Consider the following 17,280-nt stretch of genomic DNA (forward strand, 5'->3'; position numbering starts at 1 on the left):
TGAACTCCTATTAGTAGTATGTTATCATTTTTTATTATATTTTACAATATTTAGCTTAAATTTTATATTTTTTTAATGTCTAAAATATTACATCTAACAGATAACTTTGTAGTTTCTAGTGTGATTTCTTCATTTATCTTAACACTATCTAAACTTACAATTTGATTGTTTTTAGATAACTGCACATATCCATCAACAATTTTTCTATCTGGATGATTAGATTCATATGCACTTTTTAAATAGTTTAGTTCATTTTGTTTTTGTCTATAAACTTGACTAAAAGTACTTATTAAATTTGATTTTAAAAAGTCAATCTCTTTTTGGATAAAAGAGAATTTTCTATCAAGGGAGTGCTGCTCAAAATGTTTTTTATAGTTTAATAAAATTTGTTCTTTATTAAACAGAACTCTTTTAAATCTATTTTCTAATTCTACTTGTAAGTTATCTAAATATATTAGATGTTCATTTTTATCAGGTAGCGCGATTTCCATCGCATTTGAAGGAGTCGCAGCTCGAACATCTGCTACAAAATCAGAAATCAAAAAATCAACTTCATGACCAACAGCAGATATTACAGGAGTTTTTGCTTCAAATATAGCTCTTGCTACAATCTCTTCATTAAAAGCCCAAAGGTCTTCAATACTTCCTCCACCTCGCCCCACAATCATAACATCACAATTTAGACTATCAGCTTTTTTTATAGAGTTTACAATGTTAAGTTTAGACCCTTCACCTTGAACTAAAGTAGGAATCAAAATTAACCGAGCTAAAGGCCATCTATTTTGGGCAACTTTTTTCATATCCTCAATAGCTGCACCAGTGGAAGATGTGACCATTACTACTCTTTTAGGATATTTTGGAAGAGTTTTTTTAATGTTTATATCAAAAAGCCCCTCTTTTTGAAGTTTCTCTTTTAACTGTTCAAAGGCAAGAGCAAGAGAGCCTTGACCATCAGGGTCAATCTTTGTGCACATAAGTTGATAATTTCCCCGTGGAATATATGCGGTAATACTTCCTGAAATAATTATCTTCATACCTACTTCTAATCTAAACTTTAGGTATTGAGCATTGCCACGAAACATTACACAAGAGATTGTAGAATTTTCATCTTTTATTGAAAAGTATATATGTCCTGAGGAGTGATATGTTAAATTAGATATTTCACCTTGGACATAGACACCTACAAAAGTAGTCTCAAGTAAAGACTTGATTTGATTGTTTAGCGTTGATACACTAAGAGCTTGATTCATATTTTAAATCAAACCTTTCTAGCAATAAATAGTGTTGAGATATTCATAGAAAAACCTTTTACATAAATAGGTTCAAGCCCTGCTTCTTTTAACTCTAAACAAAGATTATCTTGAGTTAAAAACTCATCTATTGAATTTGGTAAATAAGTATATGCTTCTTTATTTTTTGAAATCATTCCACCTAAAGTTGGTAAGATTTTATTCATATAAAAATCTGTTACATAATCAAGTGGAGAGTTCTTTTCATTTTTTGTAAACTCTAAGATTACTAAAAGTCCATCTTTTTTTAAAGTTCTTGCGAACTCATGGAAAGCCTCTTGTCTTTTAACTACATTTCTAATCCCATATGAAATAGATATAATATCTGCAACTTCATTTTCAAAAGGCATAGATTCAGCACCTGCTTCTATAAACTCAACATCTGGTAATTTTGTTTTTGCTACATCCATCATACCAACACTTGGATCAACTCCAACTCTACTTTGAAGTTCTATTGCATTTTTATCTGCTATTTTTTGCCAAGTTGTAAGCATATCGCCAGTTCCACAAGCCACATCAATGATTTTCTCTATTTTGTTTTTACCATAAAAAGAAAAAGCTAAATCACAAGCTTTGTTTCTCCAAGTTTTATCAATACCCATACTTAGAACTCTATTTGCTACATCATAAGTTCCAGCTATTTCATTGAACATTGATACTATTTTTTCTTGTTTACCCATTATAAATATTCCTATTATTTAAATAAAAAAACTCCCACCAATAATCCACAAATAAATCCGATATTTAAAAAAACTAATAGTTTTAAAAAATCTAATTTTTTATCTTTTATTGGCATAAGTTTTACAATTTGTTCTTGTAATTTTAAAGCTTCATTAAACTTTAGTGTTGACCTATCTATATTATCAGCGGTCTTTTTTAGTGTTAATTCTGTAAATTCTATTCTTTCTACAAGCTCTTTTGCTTGTTTGAAACTCATATCACTCATCTATTTTTTTTCTAACCATTTATCTAAATCACAAAAGATTTGATTTAAAACATTTAAAACATAATCCTGAGCCTCTGACTGTAATCTTCTAAAAAATATATACTTTTTAGCACTTTCAACATCACCTAACTCTTTTGCTTTTATAGCTTTTTCTCTAAAGTCAGTGTTATTGTGTGCCATTTCCCAAACTGTACTACCTAGATATCTACTCATGGTAATAACTTTATCATTTTTTACTGTAAAATATTTTGGGTCTTTCATAAAATCAAACATCACAGTATTTGAAGCTAAATATTTATGTCCAAAGAAGTTTATAAACTGCTCTTCCACATAATCTTTTTCCATAGATATTGCACGGTTTAGAGCAAATATAATATTATCATCTGGATTTTGCTCAATTTTTCTTATTTTTTTCATAGTTGCTATTGCATTTTTACCATCAAGTTCACCATCACCTAAAGGTATAATCCATTTTAGATTTCCAAAAGAACCAACTTTTTTAATCTCATCTAAAACCAAACTTGAAGTTTTATTTCCACCAACATCAATGATTATTTCATGATTATCGTCCATTAAAATAAGTTCATCTAACTCACTTACTTTATTTGTTCTTAGCATTCTTTTATTAACTATTTGTGTTGTAGTAAATGATTGGCTATCATTATTTTCATCATCAATTTCTATGTAAGTAATCTTTTTTCCATGCTTTTTATATAAGTAGGGAGCTATTACTTGCATAGCAACAGTTGATTTACCAACACCACCTTTAGTTTGAGGAATAATAATCATCTGAACTAATCCTTTAAGATTTTTTTTGATTTTTCATGAATTCTACAATTTTGCCATGAAATCTACAATATATCATATTTAATGAGACATCATAATCATAAAGCGATTCAATTTTATCGAAATTTTCATTAATTCCATATTCTAACCAAGCTTTGAGTTCATCATAACTTTCAAACTCATATCCAAAAGTTTTTAGCAGTCTATTGGTGTAAGAATCCACAACCATCTGCTCTTTATGACAAGAGTAACAAAGTATAGCATCAGCAGTTTCTGCACCTATTCCTTTTTGAGAAAGTAACCAATCTCTACAAACATTTTCTTTAAAAGTTTCAAAATCACCAAACTCTTCAATTATATTTTGACAAATCTTTTTTATTCTTATGGATTTTTGGTTTTTAAAACCACTTGGAGTAATTGCAGATATTAAAACATCGATATCAATATGCGATAATTTTTCTAAATCTAAACTATCTAGTTTTCTTAAGTTTTCTAAAGACTTTTCTACATTTATCCACTTAGTATTTTGAGTTAATATAGCACCTAAAAAAACTTCAAAGTCATCATTTGTAGGCCACCAATATTTGTATCTTTTATCAATAAGATTTTTCTTTTTTAAAAAAAGAAATAAGTCATATGAATTTAAAATACTATTCAACAATTACCTTTGTTATTATCTCTTCACTTTTATCACAAAGAACTTTTATTTTAAAGGCATCTACTGATTTACCATCTTCTATATTCATAACCAACATTTGTAAAATAGATTTACAAGAATTGGGAACAGCAAAATGCCCTCCAAGTCCAGTGGTTGCTTTTTCTATAGGAACCTTTGAATCCATTCCGATAACATTGTCCCTACAGCCTGTTAATCCAATATCTGTTAAATATGTTGTTCCATTTACTATTTGTAAATCATCAGTACCAATGTGTGTATGTGTTCCACAAATACCACTTACTCTTCCATTAAACATCATTGCCATAACTCTTTTTTCACTTGTGGCTTCTGCATGAAAATCTATAAAAATATTTTTGATATTTTCTTCTTCTAACTCTTGCACTATTTTAGTAGCCTTATTGAAAGGATTGTCACAAGTTGGCATAGAGAAATTGCCCATAAGATTAATAACTGCAAGTTTCTCACCTGCAACATCAAAAATCTTATACCCCACACCTGGAACACCCTCTGGATAGTTTGCTGGTCTAATTACATTTTGGCTTTCAAGTAAGCCAATTATCTCTTTTCTTTTATCAAAAGTATGATTCCCACCAGTAAACAAATCAACACCTATTTTAAAAAGTTCATTGGCATTTTTGACTGTTAAACCAAAACCATGACTTGCATTTTCACCATTGGCGATTATAAAATCAAGCTCATATTTTGCTTTTAGTTTTCTTAGATTTTGTTCAATTATTTTTCTACCAGGACGACCTACAATATCACCAATAAATGCAATTTTCAATATATATTTCCTTTATTTATCTATTGGGATTGTATCAATTAAAAAGTTAGTCTTTTCTTTTGTTTCTCTCGTTTTTTATATTTCTTAACATAAGCAAAAGAAAAAAAAGTCCAATGCTAACGCTAATAATGGTAGGGGTTAAATTTGAAGCATCATAAAAATTGTATGCTATTACAAAAGATAAGATTGAGATAACTAAACACATCTGTTTAACTCTTTTGCACATACATAAGCAGACGAAAAAGCAAACTGAAAGTTAAATCCACCTAATTCACCCGTCACATCCAAAGCTTCACCTACAAAGTACAAGTCTTTTTGAAGTCTGCTTTGCATCGTTTTTACATCTACCTCATCAACTTCAACTCCACCTTTAGTAACCTCAGCTTTTGTATATCCAAAGTTTCCAGCAGGCGCGAACTCATAGTTTTTTAGAATTTCTAGTTTTTTTAGCTCTTCATTACTTAATTTACTAACTGGCTTATCTTCAAGTTCAATTGATACTAAAAACTCTTGCATAAATCTTTTTGGTAGATTAAAACTTGAAGAGATATTTTTATTGCCTTTTAAAAATGATTTGAAAGTTTTATTTGGCAAGAAGTCTATACTCATCTTTCCTTTTTTCCAATACAAAGAACTATTTAAAATAACAGGTCCAGTTATACCTTTATGGGCAAAAAGAATATTCCCTTCAAAGAATTTATTTTCAACATGTGCTTTTACAAACATAGAGATACCACTTAAGTTTTTAAACCAAAACTGCTCTTTTTGCACTGTAAAGCCAACAAGGGAAGGATTTAGAGGATTTACTTTATGTTTAAATTTTTTAGCTACATCAAAAGCTATAGAACTAGCTCCCAAGCTTTGATAACTCAAGCCTCCGCTTGCTATTACTACCTTTTTTGCTTCGATTGTTTGATTATTTGTTTTTATTTTATAAAAGTTATCAAACTCTATATCAGAAACTTCTGTATTTAAAAAAAGTCTTTTGTTTTTTATTAGCTTTGAAAACATATCAATAACATCTTGGGATGTGTTACAAAAGTATGTTCCTTTTACTATCTTTTCATTGAGTTTAAAATCTAAGTTTTGCTTTTTTAGAAAACTTATTAAGTCATCATTTGAGAACTCTTTTAAGACAGAGCTTACAAAAGCATTATCTCCCAAATAGTTATTTGCTGTAACTTTTTTATTAGTGATATTACATTTTGCTCCACCTGATACTTTTATTTTAGCACCAACTTTTTCATTACTATCTATTAGACATATATTATTACTTTTAAGTTGACTAGCTAACATCAAGCCACTAGCTCCTGCTCCTATTATTGCTATATCAAATATTACTTATCCTTCTTTTCAAGCTTTATAATAGTAAATATATTTATCTCATCTTTGTATTCATATTTTAGTTCAAAATCATTTGCTTTTAGAATTGAATTTACTATATAAAGTCCAAGTCCAAAACTATTTTTACTTTTATTTTCATTTGCAAAAAATGGTTCAAAATAGTCTTCTAAATTATATGCTAAACCCTTTCCACTATTTTTAAATATTATTTCATCATTCTCATTAGTTTGTATAGTTACTTTTTTATCATCTGAGTATTTAATTGCATTATCAATAAGATTTTTAACTGCCACACAAAAGAGTTTGAAGTTTACATTTATTTTTTTGTTTTCATATTCTGAAATAATTACATCATCTTCTAACATAAGTATATCTACTGCATTGTCAATAATATCATCTAAAAAGTAGTTGTTTTTTACAATATTTTTTGTAGAAGATATAAGCTCTTCTATTTGTGTAAATTCACTAATAAGTAGTTCTAACCTCGTAAATACTCTTCTCATTTTCTCAGCATTTTCATCACTGTTTTCTAACTCACTTAAAAACTTACCCTTTGTAATTGGAGTTTTAAGTTCATGCATTATATTACGTATAAATACATTTCTAGACTCTTTAATATCTTTTAATTTTTTAGCTGTATTTCTAAACTCAACTGCTAACTGAGAGACTTCATCTTGTGCTGTTGTATTATGGATTTCAAAATCAAACTCTTCATCACCTAAAGTTTTTACCTTATCCTTTAAAAGTTTTATTGGATAGAGCTTTTTCCAAGTGGTAATAAAGGATAAAACTATTGCTAAAAACAAGACTGCAAAAACTGCTATTAAGTATATAAGTGGATTGACATGTTTATAATCTGTATCTTTAAACATAATCTCCAACATACCACTTTTTATAAAAAGATAGCTATCTCCTTTTAAATCTAAAACCCTAACTAATATTGTTCTATATTTTCTCTCTAAGGCAATCTTTGTTTTTGGATTATATAAAACTGCATTCATTTGTCCAACATCATTTATAAAGTCCATATCCATATTTGATAAGGAGTCCACAAAAGACTTAGTCAAGCCATTTCTTCTTTGTTGTTCTAGTACCATTTTAGCAACTGGCAAATATTTCTTTGACAGATGTTTTTCTTTATCCTCTTGGGTATGTAAAACAAGTACTACAAAACTTGCTATTACTAAGAATAGTGAAATTATAAAACTAATTGTTATAGTAAAAAATATTGAATCTTTTTTCATTGTAAAAATTTATACCCCATTCCTCTTATTGTATGTAAATACGATGGTGTTTTTGGATTATCTTCAATTTTATGTCTAATTCTATTTATAATAACTGCAAGGGAACCTATATTGTCATAGTCACTATTTAATAAATTACTATTTTCAAAAATATCATCCCTTGAGACAACAAAACCCTCTCTTTTTATCAAAAGAGACAATACCTCATATTCTGCTGCTGTCAACCTTATAAATTTATCATCTTTTCGTATCTCTTTTTTCTCTTCATCAAAAATGAACACTTTTTGTGGTTTTTCTTCTATTTTTGAAGTTGTATTATATCTTCTTAGGATTGTTTTAATTCTAACTTCAAGTTCTCTTGGGTCATATGGTTTAGGTAAATAATCATCAGCTCCAAGTTGTAAAGCAGTTACTTTATCTGTAATATCACTTCTAGCACTTGAGATTATTATTGGTATATCATGGTTTACAATAATCTCTTTACAAACATCTAACCCATCCATTCCAGGAAGAGTTAGATCTAAAATTATCAAATCAAATTTATTTATTTTTAGACTACTAAGAGCCAAAAAAGGCTCTTCATAGTTTGTCACTTTTATATTAAATTTACTTAAATATTGAGTTAAGACTTCTGCTAGTTCAGCATCATCTTCCACCATTGCTATATTTATCATATTTCATACCTCTTTTATCTTCAAAACTATTTGAATCAAGCATCTTTTTTAACTCATTTTTTTGTTCATTTGTTAAAATAGCATAAATTTTTTCTATCAAAGTAGCCCTATATTCTACCATATTTTTATACTTATTCATAGAGATATCTATATAAACAGTTTTATCAAACTTTCCATTTTCAAAGGCTTTAGCATAAGAGTCTATTTTAGGTTTAGTATTTCTCATTATATTCTTTACCTTTGATACTTGTTCATCACTTAACTCTAATTTATGTATATATCTCATAATACTAAAATGTGGACTTTTTTTACTTTTCATATGACACGATGAGTTCTCTTTTTTAGCTTTACAAGAGTGTTCTTTCTTCATATCAACAGCAAATAAAAATGTTGAAACCAAACTACTTAATAAAACAACTGTTACTAATACTCTTTTCATGCAACTTTCCTTATATTGATAAGGAAATTATTACATGCCTATATAACAGTTAATAAATGAAAGGTTAACTTAATGTTAATAGTAATTATATAATTAATTAAGAGGTATAGAAATAACAAACTCAGCACCCATATGGGTTTTATCTTCATATTTATACTCAACATTTGAAGCACTTATTTTACCTTTCATACTCTCTTCAATAATTTGTTTAGAGATATACAGCCCTATTCCAGTGCCACATTCTTTCTCTTTTGTAGTATAATAAGCATCAAAAATATTGTTTATTATTTCATTTGGTATTCCATTTGCATTATCTTTTATCTTGATAATCAAACTATTTTCTTCTTTGTATACATCAACAAATATATACCTTTTTTCTCTACTAGGTTTTTTTACTAACTCTTCTTTTGCATTTTTTAATAGATTAATCAAAGTTTGTAATAACTCGTTTTTTAAACCTAATAACTCCACTTCTTCAATATTTTTTATAACTTCAATATTATTACTTCTAAGTTGTGAATTTATCAATTTTAAAGTATCTTCCATAACATCTGTGCTTTTAAATGATTCTTTTTGTTTGTTTGGATTAAAAAAGTTTCTAAAGTCATCAATTGTTTGAGTTAGATTATGCACTGATTCCTCTATATCATCAATAGCATCCTCAATCTCTTTTTCACTTGAAAAATCTTTCATCTCTCTATTGATTCTAAGTAATCCATTAGCCATAGAAATCACACTTAATGGTTGTTTCCATTGGTGGGCAATACTTCCTATCATCTCACCCATTGTTGCCATTTTTGATTGTTGAACTAATAGTTTTTCTTTTTCAACAACATTATTCATTTTTTCATATACTTTTAATTTATACTCACTAAATATTATGTAAACTCTTTTTGATAAATATGATGAAATAATAATTGTTATTACTGTAAGCAATAATCCTATAAGAATTATATTTTTTATAGACTTATTATTTGACTCTAATAAAGATATCTTTTTTTCTTGAATTTGCTTTTTCAACGCTTCTAAATAAAATCCACTACCTATCATCCAATCCCAATCTTCATATAATTTTATAAATGAAATTTTGTCATTTGAATTTAATTTGTCATTTAGTACTACGGTTGAAGTATAGTTAACAAATCCCTCTTTATTTTTTACAGCAAAGTCGATAAGTTCCCTTATTATATATCTTCCATCTTTTGTCTTAACATCATATCGATTCTGTCCTATTAACTCTTTTTTAGGATTAACTAAACATAAACCTTCTAAATCATATATAAAAATATGCTCAGGTTTTTTTAATTCAAAACTATTAAGTTTTTTCAATATTCTTTTTTGTGTTTGTTCCTTAAAATCATCTTCATAATAGCCTGCACCAATAAACAAATCATATGGTTCAAATTTTTTAAAAACTCCTATTTTTTTGTGATTTACTAGATTGCTATTTGCTTTTTTCCAATACCAAGAATAAAAAGTTTCATCTTTTTCACTTAATATTTTATACATATCTTGAAGTATTAATGTACCCTTTGAATCTTTAAAATTCCAAAGATTTTTACCTTCCATCTCTGGAAAACCTGAGTTTAAAAGATTTTTGCCTTTCATTTCATAAACAAATATATATCCATTATTATTAAACTTTATTGCTCTCAATTCTGATATTATAGTTTCAATAGTTTTATCTTTTGTATAATTTGCTTTTTTTATATTTCTATTATAAATTAGTGTAGCCATTGCATGAGCTTGTTGCACTTCTTCTTTTATTTCATTATTAAAATCTTCTTTTTCAAACTCTCTTTCCATATCAATAAGCTTATAGATTTTATTTACTAAATTTTCAACCATAACTTTATTATGTGATATATAATTTTCTTCTAATTTTTTTATATCTTGTTTTATATCTTGTTTTTTTTGATAAATTAGTATTTGAATAATAATAAACGAAAAGACTATAATTGAAACTATCGGTCCGTATTTTATAAAAGTTAGTAAACTTTTTTCATTTTTAAATATATTCAAAAAAATCCTTTCATTCACAGAAGTTACTACAAGTATATGTATTAACAATAAAGTTATTATATTAGAGTATATCACAACTTCATATTTATATATCTTTCTCAAAATGTTACAAAAATATTCAAAAACTTTACATATATTTTTATACGAAGTAAAAGTTAGCTTCATAAACAATAATTGGTTATAATCAACTAATTTAATTATAAGGGGCATCTAAAATTATGGGAAAAATTACTGAACAAGATATAATAGATAGTATAGCAGACGCATGTCAATACATCTCTTTTTACCATCCAGAGGATTTCGTAAAAGGAATGGTTGAGGCATATGAAAATGAAAAATCTGAAGCTGCAAAAAATGCAATAGGACAAATATTAATCAACTCTAAAATGTGTGCAATGGGTCATAGACCTTTATGTCAAGATACAGGAAGTGTTAATATTTTTGTTAGAGTTGGATTAAACGCAAACTTAGATATTAAAAAAGAGTTAGTAGATTTATTAAATGAAGGTGTTGCAAAAGGATATACAGATCCAGATAACACGTTAAGATACTCTGTTGTTTCAGATCCTGCGGGAGCTAGAACAAATACTAAAGATAACACACCAGCTGTTATTCATGTAACAGTTGATAACTCAGATGAATTAGATATTACAGTTGCAGCAAAAGGTGGAGGAAGTGAAAACAAATCTAAATTTGCAGTATTAAACCCATCTGATAGTGTTTATGATTGGGTTATGGATAATGTCAGACAAATGGGAGCTGGATGGTGTCCTCCTGGTATCTTAGGAATTGGTATTGGTGGAAACCCAGAAAAATCTATGCTTTTAGCAAAAGAGTCTTTAATGGGTCATGTTGATATTCATGAACTACAAGCAAGAGGTCCTCAAAATGCCCTAGAAGAGTTAAGATTAAAACTTTATGAAGATATCAACAAAATCGGAATTGGAGCACAAGGACTTGGTGGATTGACTACTGTTGTTGATGTTAAGATTTTAGATTATCCATGTCATGCAGCTTCTCTTCCTGTTGCTATGATTCCAAACTGTGCAGCAACAAGACATATTCACTTTAAACTTAAAGGTGATGGACCTGCAAGATTTAATAAACCAGATTTAGACCTTTGGCCAGATATTGAACTTCCAATGGATACAATCAAAAGAGTAAATATTGAAGATTTAACAAAAGAGAATTTATCTCAATTTAAATCAGGAGATACACTATTACTTTCTGGAAAAATTTTAACTGCACGTGATGCAGCTCATAAGAAAATAGTTGAATACAAAAATGCAAATAAACCACTTCCTAATGGTGTTGATTTAAAAGATAGATTTATCTACTATGTGGGACCTGTTGATCCTGTAAGAGATGAAAAAGTTGGACCTGCTGGACCAACAACATCTACAAGAATGGATAAATTTACAAAAGATATGATGGAAATAGGAATCATGGGTATGATTGGTAAAGCTGAAAGAAAGCAACCAACAATTGATTTAATCAAAGAGTATAAATCTATGTATTTAATTGCAACTGGTGGAGCTGCTTACTTGATTTCTCAATCAATCAAAGATGCAAAAGTTCTTGCATTTGAAGAGATGGGAATGGAAGCTATCTATGAATTTGAAGTAAAAGATATGCCTGTTACTGTTGCAGTTGATACAGAAGGTACTTCTATTCATACAACAGGTCCAGCTAAATGGAGAACCATATAATAATTTTATGTATAAAAGGACTATTCCTTTTATACATGGGTACAAGAGACTCTCTACTTTCATCTTATTTATAATATAATAGCAAAAATAATTAAAGCAGTATAATGAAACTATCTAATCTAATCTTAAAAGCAATTTTTTTTACTGCCCTTATATCTACTTTTCTTGCCTTTATAATTAATACTATCTTTGAATACAACAATTTCCAAAATGAAAAAGAAGATATAAAAAAAGAGTTTATCAAACAAAAAAAGAGTGAAGTAAAACGTGAAGTAAACAAAGCATATGATTATATTTTATATCACGAAAGTGTGATTAAGAGTGATGTAAAAAGAAAACTAAGAAATAGAGTATATGATGCATATAGCATAGCATATAAAATATTTAATGATAACAAAAATAAAAAAACAGAAAAAGAAATCAAATACCTAATCGTAGCAGCTTTACAAAATATAACATATGAACATGGAGCATATTTTTTCGTCAACAGTAATCAAGGAAGAGCAGTACTTTTTGATAAAAACTCCTTTTTAGATACTTACAAAGATATTTGGAATCTGCAAGATATCAAGGGAAATTATATAATAAAAAGACAAAGTAATATCGCACAAGTTCAAATAGAAGGCTTTATAAAAAATTACTTTAAAAAACCAAACCAAAATAGTGATAAGCAGTATGAAAAAATATCTTTTATAAAACTATTTGAACCATATGATTGGCATATTGGTATGGGAGAATATATTGATGAAATTACTGAAGACTCTAAAAATGAAATCTTAGAATACATCTCATCACTTAGATTTGGAAAAGATGGATATATTTTTGTAAATTCAATGGATAAAAAAGCCTTAGTTTTTGATGGGAGAAAACTAAGTCCCCCAAAGGATTATCCAAATGATATTTTATTTCAACAACAAAAAGATACAGTCGAAAATAAAGAGGGGAACTTTTTCTTTTATAAATTTAAAAAATTAAATACAGTTGAAGAGTACCCGAAATTAGCCTTTGTAAAAAAATATGACAATTGGGGTTGGATAATTGGAGCTGGGGTTTATATTGATGAAATTGATGAAGAGTTAGCAAAAAAAGAGAGCCAACTTACAAATGCGATTATCTCTGAAACTACCATTATCTTAATCATATTTTTTATTATTTTAATAATGATATTTTTTGTATCTAAAAAAATAACCTCTTATATAGAGTCAAATATTTTAAATCTTCTTCAACTATTTAAAGCCTCATCTACGAGTTTAGAAGAGATTGATATTGATAAATTTACTTTTAAAGAGTTTAGAACTATTGCAAAAAGTTTAAATAGAACCCTGAGACTAAGAAATAAAGCTGAAAAAAGAGTGAATGACCTTATGGACATTATTAATAAAAATGTAAATATATCCACAACTGATACAAAAGGTATAATAATTGATGTAAATGACTCTTTTTGTAAATTATCTGGTTTTTCTAAAAAAGAGCTTCTTGGAAAATCACACAATATAGTTCGTCATCCAGATACACCAAAAGAGATTTATAAACAGATGTGGACAAATTTATCAAATGGTATAAAATGGGAAGGTGAATTAAAAAATATAAAGAAAAATGGGGATACTTATTGGGTTGATATAACTATTCATCCCAATTATCAAAATGGAAAACTAGTAGGATATACAGCTATCAGACAAGATATTACAGATAAAAAAAGAGTTGAATATCTCTCTATAACAGATGAATTAACTCAAACATATAACAGAAGATATTTTAATATAAAAATTGAAGAAGAGATAAATAGAGCAAAAAGAAATGATTATTATTTAAGTTTTTTAATGCTAGATGTTGATTATTTTAAATTTTACAATGATACATATGGCCACCAAGCTGGAGATTTAGCATTGCAAAAAATTGCATCTATTTTAAAAAGTCATACAAGTAGAGCTAGTGATTTTGCTTTTAGATTAGGTGGAGAAGAGTTTGGAATTTTATTCTCATATAAAGATGAAGAAGAGTCTTTAATATATGCAAATTTAATCAAAAGTGAAATTGAAGGCTTAAAAATAGAGCATAAAGCAAGTAATGTAATTCCATATGTTACTGCTTCGTTTGGGCTAGTTGTCAAAAAAGGTGAAGATATAGAAAGTGTTAATATGATTTATAAGTTAGCAGATGAAGCACTATATAATGCAAAAGAGAGTGGAAGAAATAAAGTATCTGTTAGTGAGTAATTAAAGATTAAAGGTTTTCATTTATTCAATTCCTACCATAAATAATATAGAAAATAGTAGATTTTATTAAAGGTCAAGGCAAAGAGTTAAATTTGAGAAGGAGCTTACAAGTAGTAAGTGACTGAACAAATTGAACTCTTCAACGCAGAGATTTGATAAAAGATACTGTTTTATATTTATTTTCGCAAGTATTTTAAGGCCGTAGCAATAATATCATCATCATCTTTACTAGGACTTTTAATTGTCTCTTTTGTATCATCATTCTTGGTAAAAGTTACATTCATCTCATAACTTGATACTGTTTTTATCTCTTTTTGTAAAGCTAAGATTTTTATCATGATTAATTCTAAAAACTGTTTTGTTGGAGTATCTGGTTTTCCAAATCTATCTTCCATCTCTTCTTCTATTTCATAAACTGCTTCTTTTGATTTTGCTTTTCCTAGCCGTCTATAAAGTTCAAGTCTTACCCTATCTTCAACTATATAATCACTTGAAATAAATGCAGAAATCGCAAGTTTGATATCTACTATTTGGCTCTCTTCTTTTGATTCACCACTAAGAGTTGCTAAAGTATCTTCTAACATCTTAAGATATAGCCCATACCCTATTTGTTTGATATGTCCACTTTGAGCTTCACCGATGATATTTCCACCACCTCTTATCTCTAAATCTTGATGAGCAAGTGCTGTTCCACTTCCTAGATAAGAGTTAGATTCTAAAGCTAATAATCTTTTGATTGCATCACTTGTTATTTTTTTCTTATCTTCAACTATAAAATAACAAAAACCTTCTTTGTGCCCTCTTCCAACTCTTCCTCTTAATTGATGTAAATCAGCTATTCCAAATCTATCCGCCCCATCTATTATCATAGAGTTTGCATTTGGTAGGTGAAGTCCTGATTCCACTATTGAAGTTGCTAATAAGATATCAAATTTTCCATCATTGAAATCTTCAATTAATTTTTCTGCTTTTACTTGAGAAATTTTAGAGTGAATCATCTCTATTTTTATATTTGGTATCAACTCTTGAATATCTGCTTTTTTAGCTTCCATTGAAACAATATTATTATGCACATAAAAGAGTTGCCCACCTCTTCTTTTTTCTCTTAATACTATCTCTTTAATGAGTTTTTCATCAAACTCTTTTACATATGACCTTACACCTAATCTCTCAGTTGGTGGAGTTAGAAGAGAACTCATACCTTTTAGTTTTGATAGGGCTAGATTTAGAGTTCTTGGAATTGGTGTTGCACTCATAGAGAAAATATGTACATCTTCTCTAAGCTCTTTTAACTTCTCTTTTTGTTTTACACCAAACTTATGCTCTTCATCAATGATTACCAAGGCTAAATCTTTTGTCTTAACCCCAAGTAGCGAGTGAGTTCCTACTACTAAATCTATATCTCCACTCTCTAGTGCTTTTTTAACATATGTTTTTTCTTTTGCAGTTGTTTTTCCATCAAGTTGAGCCATTTTGATGCCATATTCATCAAATCTTTTTTTCATACCATGAAAATGTTGAGAAGCTAGCAAAGTTGTAGGACATACAAAAAGTGCTTGATGCCCATCTAAAATAACAGCTAAAAGTGCATTCATTGCAACTTCTGTTTTTCCAAATCCCACATCTCCTGAAAGTAACCTATCCATTACTTTTCCACTTGATAAATCTTTAAATAGCTCTTTTACACTTCTATTTTGATCTTTTGTATAATCAAAGCCAGCACTACAAGCAAAATCATTTAATATCTTTTTATTACAATCTATTTTTATACCATTTACAAGCTCTCTTGCAGCTGCTAATTTTATAATATCATTTGCTATGGCAAAAAGTCTATCTTTTACTTTATCTTTTAGTTTGGCAAAACTTCCCTTACCAAGTGTATCAACAACAGCATATGAACTTCCATCTGCAACATATCTATCTATTAAATCAATATTCTCTACTGGTATTAAAAGCTTGTCATCATTTGCATAAGCAACTATAACAAAGTCTCTTTTTGCTCCCATTACAACAACAGGCTCTATACCTTTATATTGTCCAATACCGTGCTGTTCATGCACTACAAAATCATTTACAAGTAGTTCATCCAGGACTAGTTTGATTTTCTTTTTTCTTTTTTTCTTTATCTCTTTGTTAAGTGAAATGATTACCTCATCATCACTAACGAGATTTATAATATATGGTTCTAAAATATATTTTATATTTTTGTCTGCTAAATCTAAATCAAAACTTTTTATCTTAGCTTCAGTTGTTGAAATGATTGTATGTTTTTTCTTATCATGGAAAGTTAAAAACTCTTTTATATTTGCAGGTTCTATTATTTGGTATTTTTTTGCTTTTGGTACTTTTGGAAGTGTTAAAAACTTCTCTTTATCTATTCTTTTTGCTTCAAAAATATATGCTTCTTCTAACTCATCAAGGGCATTGTAAGTAACATATGAATTAAACTTAGAGGGTAAATATTCTCCCAAATCATCCAAATACCAAAACCCAAGTGAATGAATATCTTTTATAAAAGCATCACTCTCTACGCTTTCTAGTTCTTCATTGATTCTATCTATCTCTTCTTCATTTAAAGCTAAAAAGGCAGGTGTAATTGAAAAGACTTCTATCTCTTCTTTTGATGACTTCTGGTCTTCTATATCAAACTCTCTGATACTTTCAACTTCATTATCAAACAAACTTACTCTAAAACCTTTAACAGCTCCTAGGGGACAGATATCCAGAATATCCCCACGAAGTGAAACTTCACCTTCACTTGTAACAATATCAACAAAATAGTATCCCCAGTTATAAAGTTTTTCTTTTAGATTTTCTAAATCAATTGTTGAAGCAAACTCTATTTTAAAAGAGTCAAAGCACTTCTCAACAGGCATTTTATAAGAAGCAGTTCGTAAAGGAACTACAAGAACTTTATTCTCTTTTTTATAACTATAAAATTCATTTAAAGTTTTGGTTATATTTTGTAACTCTTCAGAAAAAGATAATAAATCATCCCCAAAGTTTGCTCTAAAATCAGCTAATACAAAAGGCTTTTTTTGATTGTAAGCCAATACATCATAAGCCTCTTGTGCCTCTTTATCATCACTTACAATTAATAATTTACAGTCATTTTTTTCTTTAAAAAACTCAAATAAGGAATTCAATA

At 28.3% G+C, this 17,280-nt stretch carries 14 protein-coding genes; 2 read left to right on the forward strand and 12 right to left on the reverse strand.

Features of this window, described 5'->3' with window-relative positions; genetic code table 11:
- Positions 1 to 62: 62 nt before the first annotated feature.
- The 11 genes from xseA to Q0617_RS01120 all read right to left on the reverse strand — a co-directional run bounded on the left by xseA (position 63) and on the right by Q0617_RS01120 (position 10,207).
- Positions 63 to 1,250 carry an exodeoxyribonuclease VII large subunit gene (xseA, locus tag Q0617_RS01070; RefSeq protein WP_298749541.1) on the reverse strand — a complete coding sequence of 396 codons (1,188 nt, stop codon included), beginning with the start codon at positions 1,248 to 1,250 and terminating at the stop codon, positions 63 to 65.
- A gap of 8 nt (positions 1,251 to 1,258) precedes the next feature.
- Complete coding sequence (gene ubiE / locus Q0617_RS01075) at positions 1,259 to 1,969, reverse strand: bifunctional demethylmenaquinone methyltransferase/2-methoxy-6-polyprenyl-1,4-benzoquinol methylase UbiE (RefSeq protein WP_298749544.1); 711 nt, start codon at positions 1,967 to 1,969, stop codon at positions 1,259 to 1,261.
- Between the two features lie 14 nt (positions 1,970 to 1,983).
- Positions 1,984 to 2,226: a hypothetical protein gene (locus Q0617_RS01080; RefSeq protein ID WP_298749547.1), complete on the reverse strand. Its 243-nt coding sequence runs from the start codon at positions 2,224 to 2,226 to the stop codon at positions 1,984 to 1,986.
- A gap of 9 nt (positions 2,227 to 2,235) precedes the next feature.
- Positions 2,236 to 3,024 carry an AAA family ATPase gene (locus tag Q0617_RS01085; protein WP_298749549.1) on the reverse strand — a complete coding sequence of 263 codons (789 nt, stop codon included), beginning with the start codon at positions 3,022 to 3,024 and terminating at the stop codon, positions 2,236 to 2,238.
- A gap of 13 nt (positions 3,025 to 3,037) precedes the next feature.
- Positions 3,038 to 3,679 (reverse strand): 3-methyladenine DNA glycosylase, encoded by a 642-nt coding sequence (locus Q0617_RS01090; protein WP_298749550.1) that lies wholly within the window; start codon positions 3,677 to 3,679, stop codon positions 3,038 to 3,040.
- On the reverse strand, positions 3,672 to 4,484 hold the full coding sequence (locus Q0617_RS01095; protein WP_298749552.1) for a TIGR00282 family metallophosphoesterase: 813 nt from the start codon (positions 4,482 to 4,484) through the stop codon (positions 3,672 to 3,674). The genes Q0617_RS01090 and Q0617_RS01095 overlap by 8 nt, the downstream gene beginning before the upstream one ends.
- 195 nt (positions 4,485 to 4,679) lie before the next feature.
- Positions 4,680 to 5,780 (reverse strand): aminoacetone oxidase family FAD-binding enzyme, encoded by a 1,101-nt coding sequence (locus Q0617_RS01100; protein WP_298749554.1) that lies wholly within the window; start codon positions 5,778 to 5,780, stop codon positions 4,680 to 4,682.
- Between the two features lie 41 nt (positions 5,781 to 5,821).
- On the reverse strand, positions 5,822 to 7,072 hold the full coding sequence (locus Q0617_RS01105; RefSeq protein WP_298749556.1) for an ArsS family sensor histidine kinase: 1,251 nt from the start codon (positions 7,070 to 7,072) through the stop codon (positions 5,822 to 5,824).
- Complete coding sequence (locus Q0617_RS01110) at positions 7,069 to 7,746, reverse strand: response regulator transcription factor (protein ID WP_298749558.1); 678 nt, start codon at positions 7,744 to 7,746, stop codon at positions 7,069 to 7,071. The genes Q0617_RS01105 and Q0617_RS01110 overlap by 4 nt, the downstream gene beginning before the upstream one ends.
- Positions 7,718 to 8,185, reverse strand: a complete 468-nt coding sequence (locus Q0617_RS01115; RefSeq protein ID WP_298749560.1) for a Spy/CpxP family protein refolding chaperone — start codon at positions 8,183 to 8,185, stop codon at positions 7,718 to 7,720. The genes Q0617_RS01110 and Q0617_RS01115 overlap by 29 nt, the downstream gene beginning before the upstream one ends.
- Before the next feature lie 93 nt (positions 8,186 to 8,278).
- The gene (locus Q0617_RS01120; RefSeq protein WP_298749562.1) at positions 8,279 to 10,207 is read right to left on the reverse strand and encodes a cache domain-containing protein; all 1,929 of its coding nucleotides are present in this window, start codon (positions 10,205 to 10,207) and stop codon (positions 8,279 to 8,281) included.
- 215 nt (positions 10,208 to 10,422) lie between these two features.
- On the opposite strand from Q0617_RS01120, the gene Q0617_RS01125 reads away from it, so the two are divergent.
- Both Q0617_RS01125 and Q0617_RS01130 read left to right on the forward strand, forming a co-directional pair.
- Positions 10,423 to 11,916 carry a fumarate hydratase gene (locus Q0617_RS01125; RefSeq protein ID WP_366517895.1) on the forward strand — a complete coding sequence of 498 codons (1,494 nt, stop codon included), beginning with the start codon at positions 10,423 to 10,425 and terminating at the stop codon, positions 11,914 to 11,916.
- Between the two features lie 104 nt (positions 11,917 to 12,020).
- Positions 12,021 to 14,132, forward strand: a complete 2,112-nt coding sequence (locus Q0617_RS01130) for a cache domain-containing protein (RefSeq protein WP_298749566.1) — start codon at positions 12,021 to 12,023, stop codon at positions 14,130 to 14,132.
- A 176-nt stretch (positions 14,133 to 14,308) separates the two neighbouring features.
- Here Q0617_RS01130 and Q0617_RS01135 read toward each other — a convergent pair whose 3' ends face one another.
- Positions 14,309 to 17,278, reverse strand: coding sequence for a helicase-related protein (locus Q0617_RS01135; protein WP_298749568.1), 2,970 nt, complete (start codon positions 17,276 to 17,278; stop codon positions 14,309 to 14,311).
- Positions 17,279 to 17,280: the final 2 nt, after the last annotated feature.

This window comes from uncultured Arcobacter sp. (assembly GCF_937982575.1).
GTDB lineage: Bacteria > Campylobacterota > Campylobacteria > Campylobacterales > Arcobacteraceae > Arcobacter.

What these genes read in the sequence shown, in the direction of transcription:
- xseA (WP_298749541.1), bottom strand. Translation starts at nt 1,250, where the DNA reads ATGAATCAAGCTCTTAGTGTATCAACGCTAAACAATCAAATCAAGTCT.
- ubiE (WP_298749544.1), bottom strand. Translation starts at nt 1,969, where the DNA reads ATGGGTAAACAAGAAAAAATAGTATCAATGTTCAATGAAATAGCTGGA.
- Q0617_RS01080 (WP_298749547.1), bottom strand. Translation starts at nt 2,226, where the DNA reads ATGAGTTTCAAACAAGCAAAAGAGCTTGTAGAAAGAATAGAATTTACA.
- Q0617_RS01085 (WP_298749549.1), bottom strand. Translation starts at nt 3,024, where the DNA reads ATGATTATTATTCCTCAAACTAAAGGTGGTGTTGGTAAATCAACTGTT.
- Q0617_RS01100 (WP_298749554.1), bottom strand. Translation starts at nt 5,780, where the DNA reads ATGTTAGCTAGTCAACTTAAAAGTAATAATATATGTCTAATAGATAGT.
- Q0617_RS01105 (WP_298749556.1), bottom strand. Translation starts at nt 7,072, where the DNA reads ATGAAAAAAGATTCAATATTTTTTACTATAACAATTAGTTTTATAATT.
- Q0617_RS01110 (WP_298749558.1), bottom strand. Translation starts at nt 7,746, where the DNA reads ATGATAAATATAGCAATGGTGGAAGATGATGCTGAACTAGCAGAAGTC.
- Q0617_RS01115 (WP_298749560.1), bottom strand. Translation starts at nt 8,185, where the DNA reads ATGAAAAGAGTATTAGTAACAGTTGTTTTATTAAGTAGTTTGGTTTCA.
- Q0617_RS01130 (WP_298749566.1), top strand. Translation starts at nt 12,021, where the DNA reads ATGAAACTATCTAATCTAATCTTAAAAGCAATTTTTTTTACTGCCCTT.